A 19,259-nucleotide genomic window follows, 5' to 3' on the forward strand; every position below is an offset into this window, starting at 1 on the left:
CCCGCGCCTACGCCGATGGCGCCGGACCACGCTAACTTCAGGCTGGCACCCCCATTGTAGGAGCGGGTTCACCCGCGAATCAGGCAGCGCTGGCCTGTCTAAGCGGTAGACCATTCTTGAATTACTTCAATCTTGAATTTTTTTATTAAGTCAAGATCCACCCTGTTCAAATCCTTCCCGGCGTGCTACAAACTGGTTAAGCAATGATCTAGCTGCTTGATAACGAAGGGAAAAATATGACGAAGTCGGAGCTGATCGAACGTATTGTCACCCATCAGGGGCTGCTCTCGTCCAAGGACGTGGAGCTGGCCATCAAGACCATGCTTGAGCAGATGTCACAATGCCTGGCTACCGGCGATCGCATCGAGATCCGCGGTTTTGGCAGCTTCTCGCTGCACTATCGCGCCCCACGCGTAGGCCGTAATCCCAAGACCGGCCAGTCGGTCAGCCTCGAAGGCAAGTTCGTGCCGCATTTCAAACCCGGCAAAGAGTTGCGCGACCGGGTCAATGAAGACGAGCATGAAGAGGCCCACACCTGATTCCCAAAGGAGCAATCTGATGCGTAACTTCAAGCGCGCCCTGGCGGCGGTGTTCGTGCTGCTATTGGCGGCTGTGGTGCTGTTCTTCGTGCTGGAGAACCAGCAAACCGTGTCATTGGTCCTGTTCGGGTGGGCTGCACCCGCCATGCCGGTTGCTGTCCTGGTATTGGCCGCTTTGGTCATTGGCTTGGCAGTCGGGCCGTTGCTGGGGGCCTACGGCGTGCAGCGCAGCAAACGCAAGATCAGGGAGTCTGCTCGTGAGGCGGCACTGAGCGGCAACTAAGGAAATATCCTACACCTACTAAAGAAAGGTTCACCTATGCATGCGTCGGCCGTCATGGAGTAATAGTCCACTTCATTTTCGGTCCAGGCGAGTGTGCGCAGCATGGAATATCCCAGCCTTTCCCATCATGGTGGTACCCGGGGTGTCACTGGGTCCTGCCATCAGTTGCACCTTGATCCCTCCGTTAGCCTGCTGATTGATTGCGGCCTTGAGCAAGGGAATGAGGCGCCGTCGGATGCGGAGACCGCGGCGCTCGGCTTCGATATCCAGGGCATTCAGGCACTGGTTATCACTCATGTCCATCTCGACCATGTTGGGCGCATCCCTGCGCTGCTGGCAGCGGGTTACCGTGGCCCTATCCTGTGCAGCGAGCCCTCAGCCCGGCTGCTGCCGCTGGTACTGGAAGACGCCTACAAGCTGAGTATAAGCAGCAAGCCTGCGCAGGTGGCGCGCTATCTCGATTTCATCCGTGATCTCATCGTGCCGCTGCCCTTCGAGCAGTGGCACACGGTGGTCGAGCGACCAGGTCTTGCCTGCCGTATTCGCCTGCAGCGTGCAGGGCATCTGCTGGGTTCCGCTTATGTCGAGTGCGATATGCAGCATGAGCAAACCAACACCCGGTATGTGTTTTCTGGCGATCTGGGCGCTTGTGGCAACCCGCTGCTGCGCCCGGTGCAGCCCCCGGAGCGTGCTGACGTGCTGGTGCTGGAAAGCACCTACGGCGACCGCCTGCACCCGCAGGCAGGCGACCGCCGCCAGCGACTGGAAGACGCCATCGACCGTGCACTTGCCGACAAGGGCACCATCCTGATTCCTGCATTCAGTCTTGGTCGTACCCAGGAGCTGCTGTATGAACTGGAAGATATTCTTCATCGCAAAGCCCTGCTGAACACTACCGGTCCGGCTCCGGACGGGGAGCCGATCGACTGGTCACAGTTGCCCGTCATCCTCGATTCGCCCTTGGCTCAGCGCATCACCGGCGTGTACCGGGAGCTGCACGAATACTGGAATGCAGAAGCCAAGGCGCGTGTTGAAGCGGGGCGCGATCCACTCGGCTTCAGTCAGCTGATCAGCGTGGACACCCATGCCCGCCACCAGCAGGTGGTCAACTACCTCAAGAGCACAGGGCGCCCTGCAATCGTAATCGCCGGCAACGGGATGTGTTCGGGTGGGCGTATCGTCAATTACCTCAAGGCCATGCTGGGGGATCCGCGGCATGAGGTGATGTTTGTGGGGTACCAGGCTAAGGGGACGCCGGGGGCGGTGATACAGGCGAGTGAGGGGGCTGAAGGGTTTGTGCAGGTTGATTTGGATGGGCGGATGTATGAGATCAGGGCCAAAGTGCTGACATTGGCTGGATATGCGGGTCATGCAGATCAGAGAGGGTTGTTGAGGTTTGCTGGGGGGGTATCTCGGCGCGGGGCTCAAGTGATACTTGTGCATGGGGAGCAAGACGCCAAGCGTTCGCTCAGGCATGCGCTTGCTCAATCTATCGAGACAGCCAATATTCTAGCTGAGATCCGCATTCCTGGGGATTGAGTGAGGTCGTGCGTGATTGGAGCGACTCTGCTCGAGTCGTTTATTTTCAATTGGTTAGTGCGCTAATCATTTATGCATATGAATGGCTCGTCGGTTCAAGGGACTGAGAAAAGCGCGGTACTAGAGCGGTTTGATGATGTTGGATTAGCATCGGAAATGAGATCGCCGCCTTCTGTTCCTATCGTGGTATTTCAGCTACTATCCTGAGCTACGTTCTACCGGCGACCCGTTGGTCGACTAGACTCACTGCTGGACGCTACTACCCTGAGGCGAGTTGAGAGGGGTTTGTGAAGGGGATGGTGAGTGGCAATCAGCGTCAGGGGAAATGGGTTTCTTGGGAAGTTTTTATTGTACATTCCGGTTAAATTGTTGCCGGCTTTTCTTACTGTATTTTTTATCTTCTTTTTGTACCGTTTTTTTCCTGAGGATGAATATGTCTCCTACTCGGTGAGTGTCGCCTGTTCGCTGATTGTCGGTCAGTTGAGTGCTATGTGGGTTGGGAACTCTTATGTTTATTATTATTCTTCCTATAGTGATCATAGGGCGTTTTTTTCAAGCTGTCTTTACCTCGTTATAATGTTGGCCCCCTTTGCGGCACTTGTCGCTGGATCGGTTGCAGTACTTTTTTCCTCTGCGAATGACACATTTTTGTGTGTTTTGCTGTTGTGTTTTTCGCAAATGCTCTTCTTTTTCATGTCTTCGGTTTGTCAGGCTGCATTTTTGGTTCGTCAACAGTTACTGGCTGTGGTCTTGCAGGTAGTAGGTCAGTTGGGGATTATTTATTTTTGTTACTCTGATGTGGGCGTGTCGTATACGGATGCCATGCTTGCACTCAGTGGTGGATATGGACTGGCTGCATTGGTCATGTTCGTTGCGGCGGCTGTCAGAATGGGAGTGAACGGCCCTTTGGCGGCTTGTTCGGCGTTCGGCAATGACGTCCGCGCCGTATACAACTATGGTTCCGCGCTGGCACCCTGGATGCTGGGGATGCTGCTGATGGTGGCTGCTGACCGATTTGCGATTGGCGCCTTGAATGTCCCAGGTGGTGATTCGTACCTATCGATGAAGGATCTGTTTGTCGGCGCCGGCGGGTTGCTGAGTATGCCTCTGCTCATGCTTGTGCACCCGCTGATCATCAAACGATTCCGTGATGGTGTTTTTGAAGGTTCACTGATTCAAAGCTCCGTTGGCTTCCTGGTAATTGTTTTTTCCTTGCTGTGGGCTGTTATTGCGCTGGTGGGATTTTCAGTGTTTGAGCAGTTCACCGGCAAGCCAATATCGGCGCCTTTTGGGGCGCTACTGATCGCTTACCTTGGCGTCTTCCTGAACTGCGCTGCGGTTTACACACAAAAACGCCTTGAAGTGCACAGGCGCATGCGGCTGCTGGCCATGTTTTCATTGGCTGCTGCTTTGGTGTCCTTGCTGCTTTCTTATGCGGGCGGGATATTGTTCGGTTTGTATGGTGTGGCGTTGGGTGTGGTGGTGGGGCAGTTGATCTATTTTGGTATCGTCACTGCAACCATCATGAGAAAGGTCAATCTTTACAGGGGGCTGCTGAAGCCGTTTGCCGTGTCGATGCTGGCTTTGATGGTAGGTTACTTACTTCAGGTTGCACTAGATGTCTTCATGGGGGCGGTGGTGTGGTGGGCGCGGGTCTTGGTGTGGGTCCTGATTTTTTCGTTGTTCTCGCTGCTCGTGGTCTGGAAAACTGTGGCTTGGAAAGATTTCATGAGCGCCAGAATGGATTGATGAGTGTTGCGGCTAGCGGTGTTTCTAGGTTGTTGCGACAGAAATAAAATTATGGTTTAAAGGACTTTAGGGGGGAGGGGAATGACCGATTCGAATAAGTTTCGAGATTGGCTGTCGGTAAATATTGCGCCAACTATTTTTTTAGTGTCCTATTTTCTGACTGTTGTCCTTGGTAATCTTGTCTACTTAATTCCATCAGCACGCCCGTTTCTGGAGAAAACTCCCTTCACTGCTCGGATATTCGAATTTGATACATTGTTCTCTTCGGGTTTCTGGTTGCTGCTATTGTCACCATTCGTTGTGACGCCGTTGGTAGTCTGGTTGGTGCGGAGGTTCACGCAGCCATTGGTTGCTAGGGTGGTAGGTTTCTTTCCAGAGTTTACCCATTCATCCTATCTAATGCTCTTGCTGCTCTGTTATGGAGTTGTGATATACGCGTTCTGGCAAGCGGAAGCCTTCCGGCTGTTTCTGGCAGGTAGCGATTTTACTTCGAGTGTAGAGGCGCGTTTCGTCATTCGTGAGCGGGTCAGCTTCTTTAGTATGGCCCTGCTGATGTCGAATTTGCACTTCTTGTCTATCTATGGTGCGGTGAAGCTCGTGCGTAAGGGTGGGCTTTGGTGGGGGGGGGTCACACTGCTGAATGCTGTCGTGATCTCAGTGCTTCTGGTTGTCCTGAATATGAAATGGCCCATTCTGATTTTCTATGCGGGCTTGGTACTGGCTGTGTTTGTTTATACACCACGGTATCCATTCGTGAAGGCGGCGGTCGGTATGGTCGCGCTGCTGCTGGTGTATTTTCTGATCTCGGCATTTGTTTACAGGATTTCTCCTCCGGTGCCGGAGCAGGCTGAACAGTCGCAGATCGGCGAGTCTGCGATGGTTGAGCCGCAAGTGTCTGAGGCTGACATAGCCGGTCGCTCGGTAGCCCCTGTACCTGAAAGGGATGAGAAGGAGAGCAAGGGGGCGGATGTCGTGGCATTGAGTGCGGCCATTGGTGGGGAAGTCCCTAAGATGATGTTTCATGCTGTCAATCGTATGGCCATTATCTACCCATATTACTACGAGGTTTTCACCAAGCGGGGACAGGTATGCGGGGGCTTGCTTGCGCAGGCAAAAGTCGGTCAAAAGTGCCGCCCCAGTTACTATATATATACCGAGATATTCAATGATCAGTTCAATGGGCGTGGTACTGCTCCTGCAGCAGTTCACATCACGTCATACGCATTGGGTGGATGGCCTCTGGCTGCCGTCGGTTTGCTATGTGGTTCTGTACTGCTAGGTGTTTTCGCGGCTCTTCCGCTAGGAGGGAGTTCGTTGGCAGGCGCCATTGCTGTTACAGGTGGGGTCATGGGCTATCATCTATCTCAGCTGCCAGGTGAAGGGCCTATTTTTTACGATCATGGCGTTTTCTGGTCGATATTGATGCTGTTCGTATACGCATTGTTCGTAAAAGCTTACCGGGCTATGGTCGCGAAATGAGTGTGGAATCCAAGCGTGCACTGTTGCAAGGGGAGCGCGAAGTCAAGAGCGGCGCGGCAGTGCGCAAAGTCCTGCTGCTGGGCTTTCATGTGGGGGAAGCCTATTTCGAGCGCTACTCCGCCGGTGACAAGTTTCCGCAGGTTGCGGCCTACAAGTTGGAGTCGCGCTTCATTGAAGCGCTCAGGTTGGCTGGGTTGAGGGTTGACACTCTGGCGACTATTGCAGTTTCCACCTTTCCGCGTATCAAGCGAGTCTGGCTACCCGGCAAACTGTTGCCGGGCAACGGGCAGGGGGTGGGGCGTGTCATGCCGTTCGTCAATTTGCCTGTAATCAAAATGCTCACGCGGTGTGTCGGTTCATTCTATGGTCTCTTGCGTATGGGGCGTCGGACTGACGCTATCTGTGTATACGCGGCGCACTCGCCTAATTTGCTGGCTGCCTACTTGTATTCAAAGCTGTGCAAAAAACCTTTCTTTGTATACGTCCCAGACTTGCCATCGTTCATGGATGTGGCCCTTGGGCGTGGCAGGCTTTTAAAGCTATTGAAGAAGCTCGATGCTTCCCTGTTGTCAGGGCTGCTTGCTTCGTCAAATGGCTTGGTGGTAATCAGTCGACCGATGGTCGAAGACTATCCGGCATGGCGCTCCAAGCCCTATATGGTGCTCGAGGGTATATCTTCGTCCTCATCTGGGCCTGTTACCGTGGCGGGGTCGGGCCGCAAGCAGATGATTTTCTACGCCGGTGGGGTCAACCGCTCGTATGGAATTGTCGAGCTGGTGGAGGGTTTTCTTCGATCGGGTATCGACTACGAGCTGGTGCTATGTGGTCGCGGTGATCTGGAGGGCTACTTGACGGATGTTTGCGCTCGGCATGCCTCCGTCAAGTATCTTGGGTTTGTGTCGCCTGAGAGGGTGGCGCAGCTGCAAGGGGCGGCCTCATTGCTGTTGCTGACGCGCAATCCTGCGGAGCGGTATACCCGCTACTCCTTTCCTTCAAAGCTGATTGAATACATGTCTGCTGGTATACCGGTGTTGACGACGCGCCTGGCAGGGATACCAGATGAGTATTTCGACTATATTAATGTTATTGAAGAGTTTTCAATCGATGCGGTTGCGCGCGCGCTCGTCGATTTCAGTGCTGCGGACAAGCAGAATTTGTATGACAAGGCCGCGCGTGGTAAGGTCTGGGTGCTTGAGACTAAGTCAAGTCGCGCCGTCGGAAAACAGCTTGTTGAGTTTATGGAGAATAATAAGTGAGTATATTTTCGGGTAAGGTCTTGCTAGTAACCGGCGGCACAGGCTCATTTGGTAACGCGGTGCTGAAAAGATTTTTGGAAGGCGATATTCGGGAGATCCGTGTTTTTAGTCGCGATGAAAAAAAACAAGATGACATGCGTAAGCGTTATGCGAGTGATAAGTTAAAGTTTTATATTGGTGATGTGCGCGATTATCAGAGTGTTTTAAATGCGACGCGTGGTGTCGACTATATTTATCACGCCGCTGCACTAAAGCAAGTTCCATCATGTGAGTTTCACCCCCTTGAGGCGGTCAAGACGAATGTGTTGGGGACTGAAAACGTACTGGAAGCGGCCATTCAGAATAGCGTCAAGCGCGTCGTCTGCCTGAGTACCGACAAAGCGGTCTACCCTATCAATGCCATGGGTATTTCCAAGGCCATGATGGAAAAGGTAATGGTTGCTAAGTCGCGGAATGTGGATGAAAAGAAGACCGTCATTTGTGGCACTCGTTATGGGAATGTCATGGCTTCGCGTGGTTCGGTGATTCCGCTATTCATCGACCAGATTCGCGCTGGCAAGCCGTTGACACTGACCGATCCCAACATGACGCGCTTCATGATGACTTTGTCCGATGCGGTCGACTTAGTTCTATATGCTTTCGAACATGGCAACAATGGTGATTTGTTCGTACAAAAAGCGCCTGCAGCGACTGTAGATACATTGGCCCGTGCCTTGACCGGGTTGGTGGGTAAGCCAGAACATCCCATTCAGGTGATCGGTACGCGGCACGGCGAAAAGCTCTATGAGGCGTTGCTTAGCCGCGAAGAAATGGCCTGCGCGGAGGACATGGGCGATTACTTCCGTGTACCACCGGACTTGCGGGATTTGAACTATGCCAAGTTTGTCGAAGAGGGAGAAACAAAAATTTCCCGTACCGAAGACTACAACTCGCACAACACTGAGCGCTTGGATGTCGAGGGTATGCAGCGGCTGTTATTGAAGCTGGAATTCATGCAAGCCATCCAGCGCGGTGAGCATGCAACGCCGGAGGAATGACAGATGAAGGTCTTGATCACTGGCGCCAATGGCTTCGTAGGGCAAAACCTGATTGCTCATTTGAATGAGCGTAGCGACGTTGAGATCATGCGCTTTGCCCGGGGAGACTCACTTTCGAGCCTTCCAGGGTTAGTTGCCCAAGCCGACTTTGTTTTCCACCTTGCGGGAGTGAACCGTCCCCAGGACCCCGCAGAGTTCCAGGCCGGAAATGCTGACCTGACACAGGCCCTGTGCGATGCAATAGCCAACTCGGGAAGGAAACCCCCGGTGCTTTACACGTCGTCCATTCAGGCGCTACTGGACAACCCGTACGGCCACAGCAAGCGAGGTGCCGAGCAGGCTCTTCAGTCATTGCAAGGCGAGCACGGTGTGCCTGTGTTTATCTTCCGACTGCCGAACGTATTCGGTAAGTGGTCGCGACCTAATTACAACTCCGCAGTCGCTACCTTCTGCCATAATATCGTGCGCGAATTGCCGGTAACGGTTAATGATCCCGACGCGCCTCTGCAACTTGTCTATATTGATGATGTGATTTCGTCATTCCTCCAAGTCATGGAGGGCACCAAGGAGCAGCAAGGCTTTGTCACTGTCGACCCGGTTTACCAGACCACGGTGGGTGAGTTGGTGCGACAGCTCTACGCATTCAAGGAAAGTCGCGGGTCGATGATCACCGAACCCGTGGGTACGGGCCTAGTACGTGCGCTGTACTCCACTTACCTCAGCTTTGTGCCGGCGGAGCGCTTCACTTATGGATTGCAGAAGCACGAAGATCCCCGTGGTGTCTTCGTCGAAATGCTCAAAACCAAGGATTCAGGGCAGTTTTCGTACTTTACTGCACATCCGGGCGTCACTCGCGGGGGGCATTATCATCATTCGAAAAACGAGAAGTTTCTTGTCATCAAAGGGCGCGCCTGTTTCCGTTTTAGGCATATCGTTTCGAATGCGTTCTACGAGTTGTTCACAACGGGGGACAAGCCTGAAGTTGTGGAAACCGTTCCTGGGTGGAGCCATGACATCACCAACGTGGGCGATGACGAGTTGATCGTGATGCTCTGGGCCAACGAAATTTTCGACCGACAGCTCCCTGACACCTATGCCCGGCCTGTGGGTGCGAAAGCTTGATCTATTGCTTCAGGATCCTAGAATGAAAAAATTGAAAGTGGTAACGGTAGTGGGTACTCGCCCGGAGATTATTCGTCTGTCGCGTGTCATGGCCGCGCTGGATGAGCACTGCGAGCATGTACTGGTGCATACCGGTCAAAATTATGACTACGAGCTCAACGAGATCTTTTTCCAGGATCTTGGTATTCGAAAACCAGACCATTTTTTGAATGCGGCAGGTGCTACAGGCGCGGAAACTATTGGCAATGTGATCATTGCCGTCGACCGGGTGCTGGCGGAAGTGCAGCCTGAAGTACTGCTTGTGTTGGGGGATACCAACAGTTGTATGAGCGTGCTCCCCGCTAAGCGCCGCAAGATTCCGACATTCCATATGGAGGCGGGTAATCGCTGTTTCGACATGCGCGTCCCCGAGGAAATCAATCGCCGGATTGTCGACCACACCGCTGACATTAACCTGACATACAGTACGATTGCCCGTGACTATTTGCTGAGCGAAGGGCTACCGGCTGATCGGGTAATCAAGACTGGCAGCCCTATGTTCGAAGTTCTTAACTATTACCGTGAAGGTATCGAACAGTCAGATGTGCTGAGCCGCCTTGACCTTGAACGCAATAAGTTCTTCGTGGTCAGTGCACATCGGGAAGAAAATATAGACTCCGACAAGAATTTCTTAAAACTGGTTGATACATTGAATACGGTTGCCGAGCATTTCGATCTGCCAGTCATCGTCTCGACCCATCCGCGGACGCAAAAACGCGTGAGTGCCATGGGGGTAACGTTCCATAAAAATGTGCAACTGCTCAAGCCACTGGGCTTTAAGGACTACAACAAACTACAGTTGGAAGCTAAGGCTGTTTTGTCAGACAGCGGCACGATCAATGAAGAGTCCTCCATTCTCAACTTCCCCGCGTTGAATATTCGTGAAGCACACGAGCGCCCTGAGGGAATGGAGGAGGCGGCAGTCATGATGGTTGGGCTTGAAGTCGAACGTGTCATGCAAGGATTGGCCATTCTCGAGTCACAGGCACGCGGGAAGCAGCGCAGCTTGCGTCTTGTCGCGGATTACAGTATGCCGAACGTCGCTGACAAAGTTGTTCGTATCCTGCACAGCTACACGGATTATGTGAATCGCATTGTCTGGAAACAGTATTGATCGAGTAGTCGGTATGGCTGACAACAGGTTGCGGGTTCTTCTCGTTACACAATATTTTTGGCCTGAAAATATGCGGATCAATGACATGGTTCGCTATTTTACTGAGCAGGGGCATGAAGTCACAGTTTTGACGGGTTTGCCCAACTATCCAGAGGGTGAGGTTTTTGAGGCGTACCGTGAAAAGCCCGAGTATTTTAAGGAGTTTCAGGGGGCTGAGATTATCCGGGTACCTCTGGTGCCGCGAGGTTCGGGAAAGCTGACCCTGGCGCTGAATTACCTGTCGTTCTTCATCAGTGCCTCGACGGTGGGTGCCTACAAGCTGAAAGGGCGTCAATTTGACGCCATCTTCATGAATGCAGTTTCGCCAATCATGGCGGCCATCCCAGCTATCGTGATCGGTCGGCTGAAGCGGACCCCTGTATTTGTCTGGGTGCTGGACCTATGGCCGGAGTCCCTGAGTTTTGTCGGAGTGGTCAAGAATCCAAAGCTCATTGCCATGGTCGGTAAGGTCGTGTCATGGATATACAATCGTACCGACTATCTGCTGGTGCAGTCTCATGCCTTTGTCGAGGACGTAAAAAGATATTGCACCAAGCGTATGCCGGACGAGCGCCTGATCTATTTCCCTAGTTGGGCAGAGGACGACTTTTCTGCGTCGGTATCGCCTCAGTCGTCCCTAATTGACAGGCAGGCTGATGTATTCACCATCGTTTATGCTGGCAATTTAGGTGAGACTCAGGGCTTTCCTTCGATACTGGATGCAGCTGAAGAGCTCCGTGACCAGGCCGCTATCCGTTGGGTGATTGTGGGTGATGGGCGCATGGGCAACTGGATTGCTGAGCAGATTGCACTCAGACAGTTGGACAATGTTTTGCTGTTGGGGCGGCACCCGCTAGAAGAAATGCCTGCATTGTTCGCGCAGGCAGATGCGTTACTCGTTTCGCTGAAGACCAACGACATCATCGCCAAGACCATCCCAGGCAAGGTGCAGACCTACCTTGCTTCGGGGAGGCCATTGATAGGGGCGGTGGACGGCGAAGCGGCGAGGGTCATCAGGGAGTCCGGGGCTGGGTTGGCTTGTCCTTCTGGTGATGGCAAGGCGCTATCCCGGATAGTACTCGAACTGGCAAGCGCTGATGTGGAGAAGCGGGATGAGATGGGGCGCAGCGGTCGCCTGTATTACGAGCAGAACTTTTCGCGTACCAAGCTCATGAAAAAGCTGGAAGCATTGATGTATGCCGCCACCTTGCGCCGGGGGGCGCCATCATGATGTGAGTGATTGCAAACGTGAGGATGTTGTTGTCGCGCGTTGGGCCGACAGCACCATTCCAGTTATACGCTTCCAGAACAATCAGGAATTATAACAATGAGTCAGTGGTGGATGGTTCCACTCGTGGTTATCGCTTCCTTGCTGATGACTGCGGGTTTGAGGCGTTATGCCTTGGCGAAAAGCATCTTGGATATCCCTAATGCACGCAGCTCGCATGTCATCCCTACGCCTCGGGGTGGTGGGGTTGCCATTGTCGTTTCATTCATCGCTGTGCTTGCCTTTCTTGGCTTCCAGGGTAACGAAAGTGCTCGGGCGCTACTGGCGTTGGCTGGTGCAGGTGGCCTTGTGGCCATCATAGGCTTCATGGACGACCATGGGCATATCGCTGCCAGGTGGCGGTTGCTTGGTCATTTCATTGCAGCGTTCTGGGCGCTTTACTGGCTCGGTGGACTTGCTCCACTCAGTGTGTTCTCGTGGACCCTAGAGCTGGGTGTGTTTGGCACGGTCCTCGCGGCTATCTACCTTGTATGGATGCTGAACCTGTACAACTTCATGGATGGCATCGATGGTATCGCCAGCGTCGAGGCCATTTGCGTTTGTATCGGCGCCTGCCTGACTTACTGGTTGGCTGGGCACACGCATTTGATGACCCTCCCGCTGTTGCTCGCTATGGCAGTATTGGGTTTTCTCTTCTGGAATTTTCCTCCCGCGCGTATTTTCATGGGAGATGCTGGAAGTGGCTTTCTGGGAATCGTGCTAGGTGTATTGTCACTGCAAGCTGCCTGGGCCTCGTCCCAGTTGTTCTGGTGCTGGCTGATCCTGCTGGGCGTCTTTGTGGTTGATGCGACCTTTACACTCCTGCGGCGTCTGTCGAGGGGAGAAAAGCTCTATGAGGCGCATCGCAGCCATGCCTATCAGTTTGCGTCCCGACGATATGGCAGACACCTCCCGGTAACTGTCGGCGTCGCGGTATTGAATCTATTCTGGCTTCTACCCATTGCGTTGTGCGTGGCGTTATTTGATCTGGAAGGTGTCGTCGGCGTGTTGATCGCTTATGTGCCATTGGTAGGTATTGCTTTTGCCTATAAGGCTGGCAGTGCCGAGTGAGTTCTCCGAGTTGCCCACTGAAACCCAGGGGCAATTGGTTAATCCGTGGATTAGACAGGGGGCAGTGAAGGTGTTCGACGGGATTCTGGACAAGATGCGGGCTTCTCTGCTGGGATTGCCTCGCCGTTATAAACGTATGCTCCAGGTCTTGACTGATGTCTTTCTGGTCTGGGCGGCTTTGTGGCTTGCGTTTCTGGTGCGGCTTGGAATTGACGAGATCGCGGACCCTATCAAGGACCACCTGTGGTTGTTCTTGTGCGCCCCAGTTATCTCGATACCTTTGTTTATTCGTTTCGGTATGTATCGCGCGGTCATGCGCTACTTCGGTAATGACGCGCTCATCGTGATCATCAAGGCCGTGACACTATCGTCGTTGATTCTCGGGGTAGCGGTGTATTGGTATAGCGGGCACCAGAATGTGGTGCCGCGTTCGATCATATTCAATTTTTGGTGGCTGAGCCTGATCATGGTTGGGGGGTTGCGCCTTGCCATGCGTCAGTATTTTCTGGGTGACTGGTATGCCGCCACCCAGCATGTACCGTTCGCCCAGCGCGATGATGGGCTTCCTAGGGTCGCGATTTATGGGGCAGGCGCGGCAGGTAACCAGTTGGCGGCCGCATTGCGCCAAGGTAAAGTCATGCGACCGGTTGCGTTCATCGATGATGACGACAGCATTTCAAACCAGGTAATTTCTGGTCTACAGGTATTCACGCCTGCCCATATCGAACGCATGATCGAACTAACGAGTGCGCAGGAGATCCTGCTAGCCATTCCTTCCGTATCTAGGGGGCGTAGGCGAGAAATTCTTGGGTTTCTGGAGCGCTTTCCACTGCATGTGCGCAGTATCCCAGGTATCGTGGACCTTGCTAGCGGCCGCGTCCAGGTCGATGACATTCAAGAGGTAGACATTGCAGACCTGCTGGGGCGTGACTCCGTCCCGGCCCAGGAAGACCTGCTCGCGCATTGTGTCGCAGGTCAAACGGTCATGGTTACGGGAGCCGGTGGATCTATCGGGTCGGAGCTATGCCGGCAGATTCTGGGGCTGGAACCCAAAGTGCTGCTGCTGTATGAGCATAGCGAATTTAACCTCTACAACATTCTCCAAGAGCTTGAACAGCGAGTGGAGCATGGATCTCTGTCGGTACGACTTTTGCCGATATTGGGGTCGGTGCGCAATCCGGCCCAGTTGTTCGATATCATGAAAACCTGGTCGGTGGACACGGTCTATCATGCGGCCGCCTATAAGCATGTTCCGCTGGTCGAGCATAATATCGCCGAAGGTGTGCTGAATAACGTCATCGGAACCCTCAATACAGCGCAGTCGGCACTCAAGGCGGGTGTGGCAAATTTTGTGCTGATTTCCACCGACAAAGCAGTACGCCCAACTAATGTCATGGGCAGTACCAAGCGTCTTGCTGAAATGACGTTGCAGGCACTGAGCCAGGAGTTGGCGCCTGTATTGTTTGGCGAAACCGATAATGTTTCGAGGGTCAACAAGACCCGTTTCACCATGGTCCGATTCGGCAACGTGCTGGGATCGTCAGGGTCTGTTATCCCCTTGTTCTACAAGCAGATCAAGGCCGGTGGCCCTCTGACTGTCACTCACCCTAAGATCACTCGCTATTTCATGACCATTCCCGAGGCTGCCCAATTAGTCATCCAGGCCGGTTCGATGGGGAAGGGCGGAGATGTGTTCGTGCTAGACATGGGGGAGCCAGTTCGGATCGTGGAACTGGCTGAAAAGATGATCCATTTGTCTGGATTGAGCATTCGTTCCGACCGCGAGCCGCATGGTGATATTGCAATCCAGTTCAGCGGATTGCGCCCGGGTGAAAAGCTCTATGAGGAGTTGCTCATTGGCGATAGTGTGGTGGCAACACGGCACCCTATGATCATGAGCGCTAGCGAAGACTACCTGCCTTGGGAAGTACTTAAACCAAGGCTCGCACAGCTGTTGTCAGCGATTGAGAAGGATGACTATGTTCTTGTCCGGCAGCTGCTGCGCGAAACAGTCATTGGCTATGCCCCTGAGGGTGATATTGTCGACTGGATTCACGTCCAACGGCGCCAGGAACCCTGATAGGGCTATTGCTATGGGCGGTCGAGTAATCAAGGAGCCAGCATGCATGTTTTAGTGACCGGTGCGAAAGGTTTTGTTGGCGGCGCCGTATTGAGCCGGTTTCAAAAGGAGACCGATGTCGAACTGACCGCTGCTGTACGCAAGCTCCCTTCCTCGATAGACGGTAAGGCCAGTTTCGTTGCGGTCGGCAACATTAGCTCAGAAACCGATTGGTCACAGGCTCTTCAGGGTGTTGATGTGGTCGTTCATCTGGCTGCACGTGCCCATGTACTGAATGACATGCAGGCCGACCCACTAGCTGAGTTCAGGCGGGTGAACGTGGAAGGGGCGGTTAAGTTGTTGCGGCAAGCCATAGACAATCACGTCAAGCGTTTCGTATTTATCAGTTCGATTGGTGTGAATGGCAATTTCACAACGGGCGAGCCATTTTCCGAGCATTCCATACCTGCGCCGCATGCTAACTATGCGTTGTCAAAGCTCGAGGCTGAGGAGGCTCTAAAGGCACTCGCGGCATCAAGCGGTATCGAACTGGTCATAGTCCGGCCGCCCTTGGTTTACGCGGCGCATGCGCCAGGCAATTTCGCTAGGTTGTTGAAGCTGATTGACTTGGGTATTCCTCTGCCTTTTGCCTGCGTAAGGAATAGCCGCAGTATGGTCGCACTGGAGAACCTGGCCGACTTCATCGCTTGCTGTGCCCGGCATCCAGCTGCGGCGGGAGAAACGTTCTTGGTTTGCGATTTTGAAGATGTCTCACTGAAGGAGCTGCTTGAGCTGCTGGCGCGTGGTATGGACAAGCGTCTGATTCAACTGCCGGTTCCTCCCGCATTGATTGGCTGGGCAGCGGGCCTGATTGGCAAGCAGAACCTCTATACGCAGCTTTGTGGGTCGCTACAGATCGACTCCACCAAGAGCCGGCAACTGCTAGCCTGGACGCCGCCAGTTAGTGCCCAGGCAGCACTTATCGATACTGGGCGCAGGTTCCGCCAGTCCAACCGGTAACAAGTATCTCGACCATTGCCAGCCGCGGGGGGTAATCTCTTTGCCAAGGGCGATAACCTCCAGCTTTCGTTCTCTTTGGCGACCGTTAATCCTAGGTTTTTCTCTCGTCGTTCTGGCGGCGCCTCAAGATGCTCTTCTGGCAGTGATCAAGACACATCCCCTCGGTCACAGTTAAATCTCACGTTGCCATCGTCTTCACTCTCGAATCAACCGCCGACAGTCTAGAATCCTGAAAGTGGAAGAGCAGACCCTGACAACGGAAGCAGACAAACATGACCATTCTGGTAACCGGCGGTGCAGGCTTTATCGGGGCGAACTTCGTTTTGGACTGGCTGGCCGGCGATGACGAGCCCGTGGTCAACCTGGACAAACTCACCTATGCAGGCAATCTGCAGACCCTGAGCAGCCTGCAGGGCGACAAGCGCCATATCTTTGTGCATGGCGACATTGCCGATAGCGGGCTGGTCGCGGAGTTACTGCATGCCCATCAGCCCCGCGCCATCATCAACTTTGCCGCCGAATCTCATGTCGACCGCTCGATCCATGGCCCGCAAGCCTTTATCGAAACCAACGTCGTCGGCACGTTCCACCTGCTGGAAGCCGTGCGTGCATACTGGGGCGGCCTGAGTGAACCGGCGCGGCAGGCATTCCGCTTCCTGCATGTGTCTACCGACGAAGTGTATGGCTCGCTGGCTGCCGACGAAGCGGCCTTCACTGAAACCCATCCGTACCAGCCTAACAGCCCGTACTCGGCCAGCAAGGCTGCCAGCGACCACTTGGTCCGTTCGTATTTCCATACCTACGGCCTGCCGGTGCTGACCACCAATTGCTCCAACAATTACGGCCCTTACCACTTCCCGGAAAAGCTCATCCCGCTGATGATCGTCAACGCCTTGGCCGGCAAGCCATTGCCGGTGTATGGCGACGGTCAGCAGATTCGCGACTGGTTGTACGTAAAAGACCACTGCAGCGCCATCCGCCGCGTGCTGGAAGCCGGCAAAACCGGTGAGGTTTATAACGTCGGGGGCTGGAATGAAAAGCCCAACCTGGAAATCGTCAACCGCGTTTGTGCGCTGCTGGACGAACTGCACCCTCGCACCGACGGCAAGCCGTACGCCGAACAGATCACCTACGTAAGCGACCGTCCCGGCCACGACCGCCGTTACGCCATCGATGCCCGCAAGCTGGAGCAGGAGCTTGGCTGGAAGCCTGCGGAAACCTTCGAAACCGGCATCCGCAAAACCGTGGTCTGGTACCTCGACAACCAGGACTGGGTGCAGAACGTGCAGTCTGGCAGCTACCGCGACTGGGTAGAAAAAAACTACGCAGGGCGTTCTGCATGAAGGTGCTGCTACTGGGCAAGGACGGTCAGGTAGGCTGGGAACTGCAACGCAGCCTGGCCCCTCTGGGGCAGTTGCTGGCGCTGAACGCTCGCAGCCAGGCGTACTGTGGCGACCTGGCCAACTTGCCGGGCCTGGCCGAAACGGTCCGGGTCTACACCCCCGATGTCATCGTCAATGCGGCGGCCTACACCGCCGTGGACAAAGCCGAGAGTGACCGTGAGCAAGCCTTCAAGGTAAACGCCGACGCTGTCGGCGTGCTGGCCCGCGCTGCCGCTGACAGTGGCGCACTGCTGGTGCATTATTCCACCGACTATGTGTTTCCGGGGCAGGGCACCCAGCCCTGGCGCGAAGACGACGCCGTTGACCCACTGAATACTTATGGCGCCAGCAAGCTGGCTGGCGAGCAAGCCATCCAGGCTGCCGGTTGCCAGCACCTGATTTTTCGCACCTGCTGGGTGTATGCCGCACGCGGCAACAACTTCGCCAAAACCATGCTGCGTCTGGCTGCGGAGCGTGACAGCCTGGGCGTGATCGATGACCAGCACGGTGCCCCGACAGGCGCCGAACTGATTGCCGACATCACCGCCCACGCCATTGTCGCCACCCGCCGCAACCCATCCCTGGCTGGCCTGTACCACCTGGCTGCGGGTGGGGAAACCACCTGGTGCGGCTATGCCCGTTACGTACTGGAGCAAGCGGCGGTCCATGGCGTGCCGCTGAAAGCTCATGCCGAACACGTCACCCCATTGACCACAGAGGCCTACCCGACGCCGGCCATGCGGCCGGCCAACTCGCGTCTAGATACCCATAAACTGCAGAAGGCCTTTGCCCTGACCCTGCCAGACTGGCGCCTGGGTGTGGCTCGCATGCTGACGGAAATCTACGAGAAAGGACCACTATGAAGCGTAAAGGCATCATTCTGGCGGGTGGGTCGGGTACCCGCCTGCACCCGGCGACCCTGGCAATTTCCAAGCAACTGTTGCCGGTGTACGACAAGCCGATGATCTATTACCCGTTGACCACACTGATGCTGGCGGGCATTCACGACATCCTGATCATCTCCACCCCGCAGGACACCCCGCGCTTCGAGCAACTGCTGGGCAACGGCCACCGCTGGGGCATCAACATCACCTACGCCGTGCAGCCATCTCCGGACGGCCTGGCCCAGGCGTTCCTGATTGGCGAAGACTTCATCGGCAACGCCCCCACCGCGCTGGTGCTGGGTGACAACATCTATTACGGCCACGACTTCCAGCAGTTGCTGCGCAGCGCGATGGACCGCCAAGGCAGCGCCAGCGTGTTCGCCTATCACGTGCAAGATCCTGAACGTTATGGCGTGGTCGAATTCGACGGGCAGGGTAATGCCATCAGCCTGGAAGAGAAACCGGCCAAACCCAAGTCCAACTACGCCGTGACTGGGTTGTACTTCTACGACAATGACGTGATCGAGATTGCCAAAAGCATTCGGCCATCTGCGCGTGGTGAGCTGGAGATTACCGACGTCAATCGCGCGTACCTGGAACAGCACCGTTTGTCGGTGGAGATCATGGGGCGCGGGTATGCCTGGCTGGATACCGGAACGCATGACTCGCTGCTTGAGGCAAGTGGGTATATCGCGACGATCGAGCGGCGGCAAGGGCTGAAGGTAGCATGCCCGGAAGAGGTGGCATTCCGGCAGGGGTGGATCGATGCCCAGCAGTTGGAAACGCTGGCAGCACCGCTGGCCAAGAACGGTTATGGCCAGTATCTGCTGCGTTTGATTCAAGGCACGGTTTATTGAGGTAACAACCTAGGGGCGGAACCGCCATGCCACGGGCGGTTCAACCCGCGAAAAGGCCGGGCCTGCTGGTCAAATTCCCCCGGTCATTCACCGTTGCCGCCGCCACCGTATTCGCGGGTAAACCCGCTCCTACGCCTGGCATGTCGGGGGTTGGGCACGGGCCGCCGTAGGAGCGGGTTCACCCGCGAAAGGGCCGGGCCTGCTGGCCAATCTCCTTCGGCCATTCACCGTTGCCGCCGCCACCGTATTCGCGGGTAAACCCGCTCCTACGCCGATCCGTGAACCATCCCTCACCCCAGGGTTTTCCCACCCCGGCAACCCGCGTATCATCCGCATACACAAATCTGAACATTCCCACGCCAGTTCCAGACCATGAGTCTTGCGCCCCCTGCGGGCATGGCAGTTTCAGGTACCCAGACAATCATCAGTGACATATAACGACTGGCCAGTTTCGTGGCCGGGCCAGGCATGCCGGCTGTCCGACGGATGGGACGGTGCCCGATGAGATTTGAAGGAATAGGTT

The 19,259-nt window shown here is 54.9% G+C and carries 16 protein-coding genes; all 16 read left to right on the forward strand.

Translation table 11 applies throughout. From position 1 onward, the window contains the following. Positions 1-236: 236 nt before the first annotated feature. The 16 genes from ihfB (at position 237) to rfbA (ending at position 18,736) form a co-directional block, all read left to right on the forward strand. The gene (ihfB, locus tag ACF8RA_RS03970; RefSeq protein ID WP_010952810.1) at positions 237-539 is read left to right on the forward strand and encodes an integration host factor subunit beta; all 303 of its coding nucleotides are present in this window, start codon (positions 237-239) and stop codon (positions 537-539) included. Positions 540-558: 19 nt separating this feature from the next. Further along, a complete protein-coding gene (locus ACF8RA_RS03975; protein ID WP_392460642.1) occupies positions 559-822 on the forward strand; it encodes a lipopolysaccharide assembly protein LapA domain-containing protein in 264 nt (87 codons plus the stop codon). Positions 823-924: 102 nt separating this feature from the next. Next, a complete protein-coding gene (locus tag ACF8RA_RS03980; RefSeq protein WP_392460643.1) occupies positions 925-2,361 on the forward strand; it encodes an MBL fold metallo-hydrolase RNA specificity domain-containing protein in 1,437 nt (478 codons plus the stop codon). Between the two features lie 303 nt (positions 2,362-2,664). Next, entirely contained in the window at positions 2,665-4,110 is a 1,446-nt protein-coding gene (locus ACF8RA_RS03985) for a sugar transporter (RefSeq protein WP_392488558.1), read from the forward strand. An 81-nt stretch (positions 4,111-4,191) separates the two neighbouring features. Further along, positions 4,192-5,589 carry a hypothetical protein gene (locus ACF8RA_RS03990; protein ID WP_392488559.1) on the forward strand — a complete coding sequence of 466 codons (1,398 nt, stop codon included), beginning with the start codon at positions 4,192-4,194 and terminating at the stop codon, positions 5,587-5,589. Then, the gene (locus ACF8RA_RS03995; RefSeq protein WP_392460646.1) at positions 5,586-6,845 is read left to right on the forward strand and encodes a glycosyltransferase; all 1,260 of its coding nucleotides are present in this window, start codon (positions 5,586-5,588) and stop codon (positions 6,843-6,845) included. The genes ACF8RA_RS03990 and ACF8RA_RS03995 overlap by 4 nt, the downstream gene beginning before the upstream one ends. 2 nt (positions 6,846-6,847) lie before the next feature. Further along, a complete protein-coding gene (locus tag ACF8RA_RS04000) occupies positions 6,848-7,882 on the forward strand; it encodes a polysaccharide biosynthesis protein (protein ID WP_252461701.1) in 1,035 nt (344 codons plus the stop codon). Between the two features lie 3 nt (positions 7,883-7,885). Then, positions 7,886-9,004: a capsular polysaccharide biosynthesis protein CapF gene (locus ACF8RA_RS04005; RefSeq protein ID WP_252461695.1), complete on the forward strand. Its 1,119-nt coding sequence runs from the start codon at positions 7,886-7,888 to the stop codon at positions 9,002-9,004. Between the two features lie 22 nt (positions 9,005-9,026). Beyond that, on the forward strand, positions 9,027-10,157 hold the full coding sequence (wecB, locus tag ACF8RA_RS04010) for a non-hydrolyzing UDP-N-acetylglucosamine 2-epimerase (protein ID WP_252461694.1): 1,131 nt from the start codon (positions 9,027-9,029) through the stop codon (positions 10,155-10,157). A 13-nt stretch (positions 10,158-10,170) separates the two neighbouring features. Beyond that, entirely contained in the window at positions 10,171-11,427 is a 1,257-nt protein-coding gene (locus tag ACF8RA_RS04015; RefSeq protein WP_392460647.1) for a glycosyltransferase family 4 protein, read from the forward strand. 96 nt (positions 11,428-11,523) lie between these two features. Continuing rightward, complete coding sequence (locus ACF8RA_RS04020) at positions 11,524-12,534, forward strand: glycosyltransferase family 4 protein (protein WP_392460648.1); 1,011 nt, start codon at positions 11,524-11,526, stop codon at positions 12,532-12,534. A gap of 94 nt (positions 12,535-12,628) precedes the next feature. Next, entirely contained in the window at positions 12,629-14,614 is a 1,986-nt protein-coding gene (locus tag ACF8RA_RS04025; protein ID WP_392460652.1) for a polysaccharide biosynthesis protein, read from the forward strand. A gap of 42 nt (positions 14,615-14,656) precedes the next feature. Further along, positions 14,657-15,613 carry an NAD-dependent epimerase/dehydratase family protein gene (locus ACF8RA_RS04030; protein WP_392460649.1) on the forward strand — a complete coding sequence of 319 codons (957 nt, stop codon included), beginning with the start codon at positions 14,657-14,659 and terminating at the stop codon, positions 15,611-15,613. A gap of 272 nt (positions 15,614-15,885) precedes the next feature. Further along, the gene (rfbB, locus tag ACF8RA_RS04035) at positions 15,886-16,956 is read left to right on the forward strand and encodes a dTDP-glucose 4,6-dehydratase (RefSeq protein ID WP_392518812.1); all 1,071 of its coding nucleotides are present in this window, start codon (positions 15,886-15,888) and stop codon (positions 16,954-16,956) included. Then, positions 16,953-17,858 carry a dTDP-4-dehydrorhamnose reductase gene (gene rfbD / locus ACF8RA_RS04040; protein ID WP_176685069.1) on the forward strand — a complete coding sequence of 302 codons (906 nt, stop codon included), beginning with the start codon at positions 16,953-16,955 and terminating at the stop codon, positions 17,856-17,858. Before rfbB ends, rfbD begins: the two co-directional genes overlap by 4 nt. Then, complete coding sequence (gene rfbA / locus ACF8RA_RS04045; protein ID WP_176685070.1) at positions 17,855-18,736, forward strand: glucose-1-phosphate thymidylyltransferase RfbA; 882 nt, start codon at positions 17,855-17,857, stop codon at positions 18,734-18,736. Before rfbD ends, rfbA begins: the two co-directional genes overlap by 4 nt. The last annotated feature ends 523 nt before the right edge of the window (positions 18,737-19,259 follow it).

This window comes from Pseudomonas sp. FYR_5, from assembly GCF_043106315.1.
Taxonomy (GTDB): domain Bacteria; phylum Pseudomonadota; class Gammaproteobacteria; order Pseudomonadales; family Pseudomonadaceae; genus Aquipseudomonas; species Aquipseudomonas putida_Y.

Coding starts and splice junctions, on each gene's coding strand:
- ihfB (WP_010952810.1), top strand. CDS start 237: ATGACGAAGTCGGAGCTGATCGAACGTATTGTCACCCATCAGGGGCTG.
- ACF8RA_RS03975 (WP_392460642.1), top strand. CDS start 559: ATGCGTAACTTCAAGCGCGCCCTGGCGGCGGTGTTCGTGCTGCTATTG.
- ACF8RA_RS03980 (WP_392460643.1), top strand. CDS start 925: ATGGAATATCCCAGCCTTTCCCATCATGGTGGTACCCGGGGTGTCACT.
- ACF8RA_RS03990 (WP_392488559.1), top strand. CDS start 4,192: ATGACCGATTCGAATAAGTTTCGAGATTGGCTGTCGGTAAATATTGCG.
- ACF8RA_RS03995 (WP_392460646.1), top strand. CDS start 5,586: ATGAGTGTGGAATCCAAGCGTGCACTGTTGCAAGGGGAGCGCGAAGTC.
- ACF8RA_RS04005 (WP_252461695.1), top strand. CDS start 7,886: ATGAAGGTCTTGATCACTGGCGCCAATGGCTTCGTAGGGCAAAACCTG.
- wecB (WP_252461694.1), top strand. CDS start 9,027: ATGAAAAAATTGAAAGTGGTAACGGTAGTGGGTACTCGCCCGGAGATT.
- ACF8RA_RS04015 (WP_392460647.1), top strand. CDS start 10,171: ATGGCTGACAACAGGTTGCGGGTTCTTCTCGTTACACAATATTTTTGG.
- ACF8RA_RS04020 (WP_392460648.1), top strand. CDS start 11,524: ATGAGTCAGTGGTGGATGGTTCCACTCGTGGTTATCGCTTCCTTGCTG.
- ACF8RA_RS04025 (WP_392460652.1), top strand. CDS start 12,629: ATGCGGGCTTCTCTGCTGGGATTGCCTCGCCGTTATAAACGTATGCTC.
- ACF8RA_RS04030 (WP_392460649.1), top strand. CDS start 14,657: ATGCATGTTTTAGTGACCGGTGCGAAAGGTTTTGTTGGCGGCGCCGTA.
- rfbB (WP_392518812.1), top strand. CDS start 15,886: ATGACCATTCTGGTAACCGGCGGTGCAGGCTTTATCGGGGCGAACTTC.
- rfbD (WP_176685069.1), top strand. CDS start 16,953: ATGAAGGTGCTGCTACTGGGCAAGGACGGTCAGGTAGGCTGGGAACTG.
- rfbA (WP_176685070.1), top strand. CDS start 17,855: ATGAAGCGTAAAGGCATCATTCTGGCGGGTGGGTCGGGTACCCGCCTG.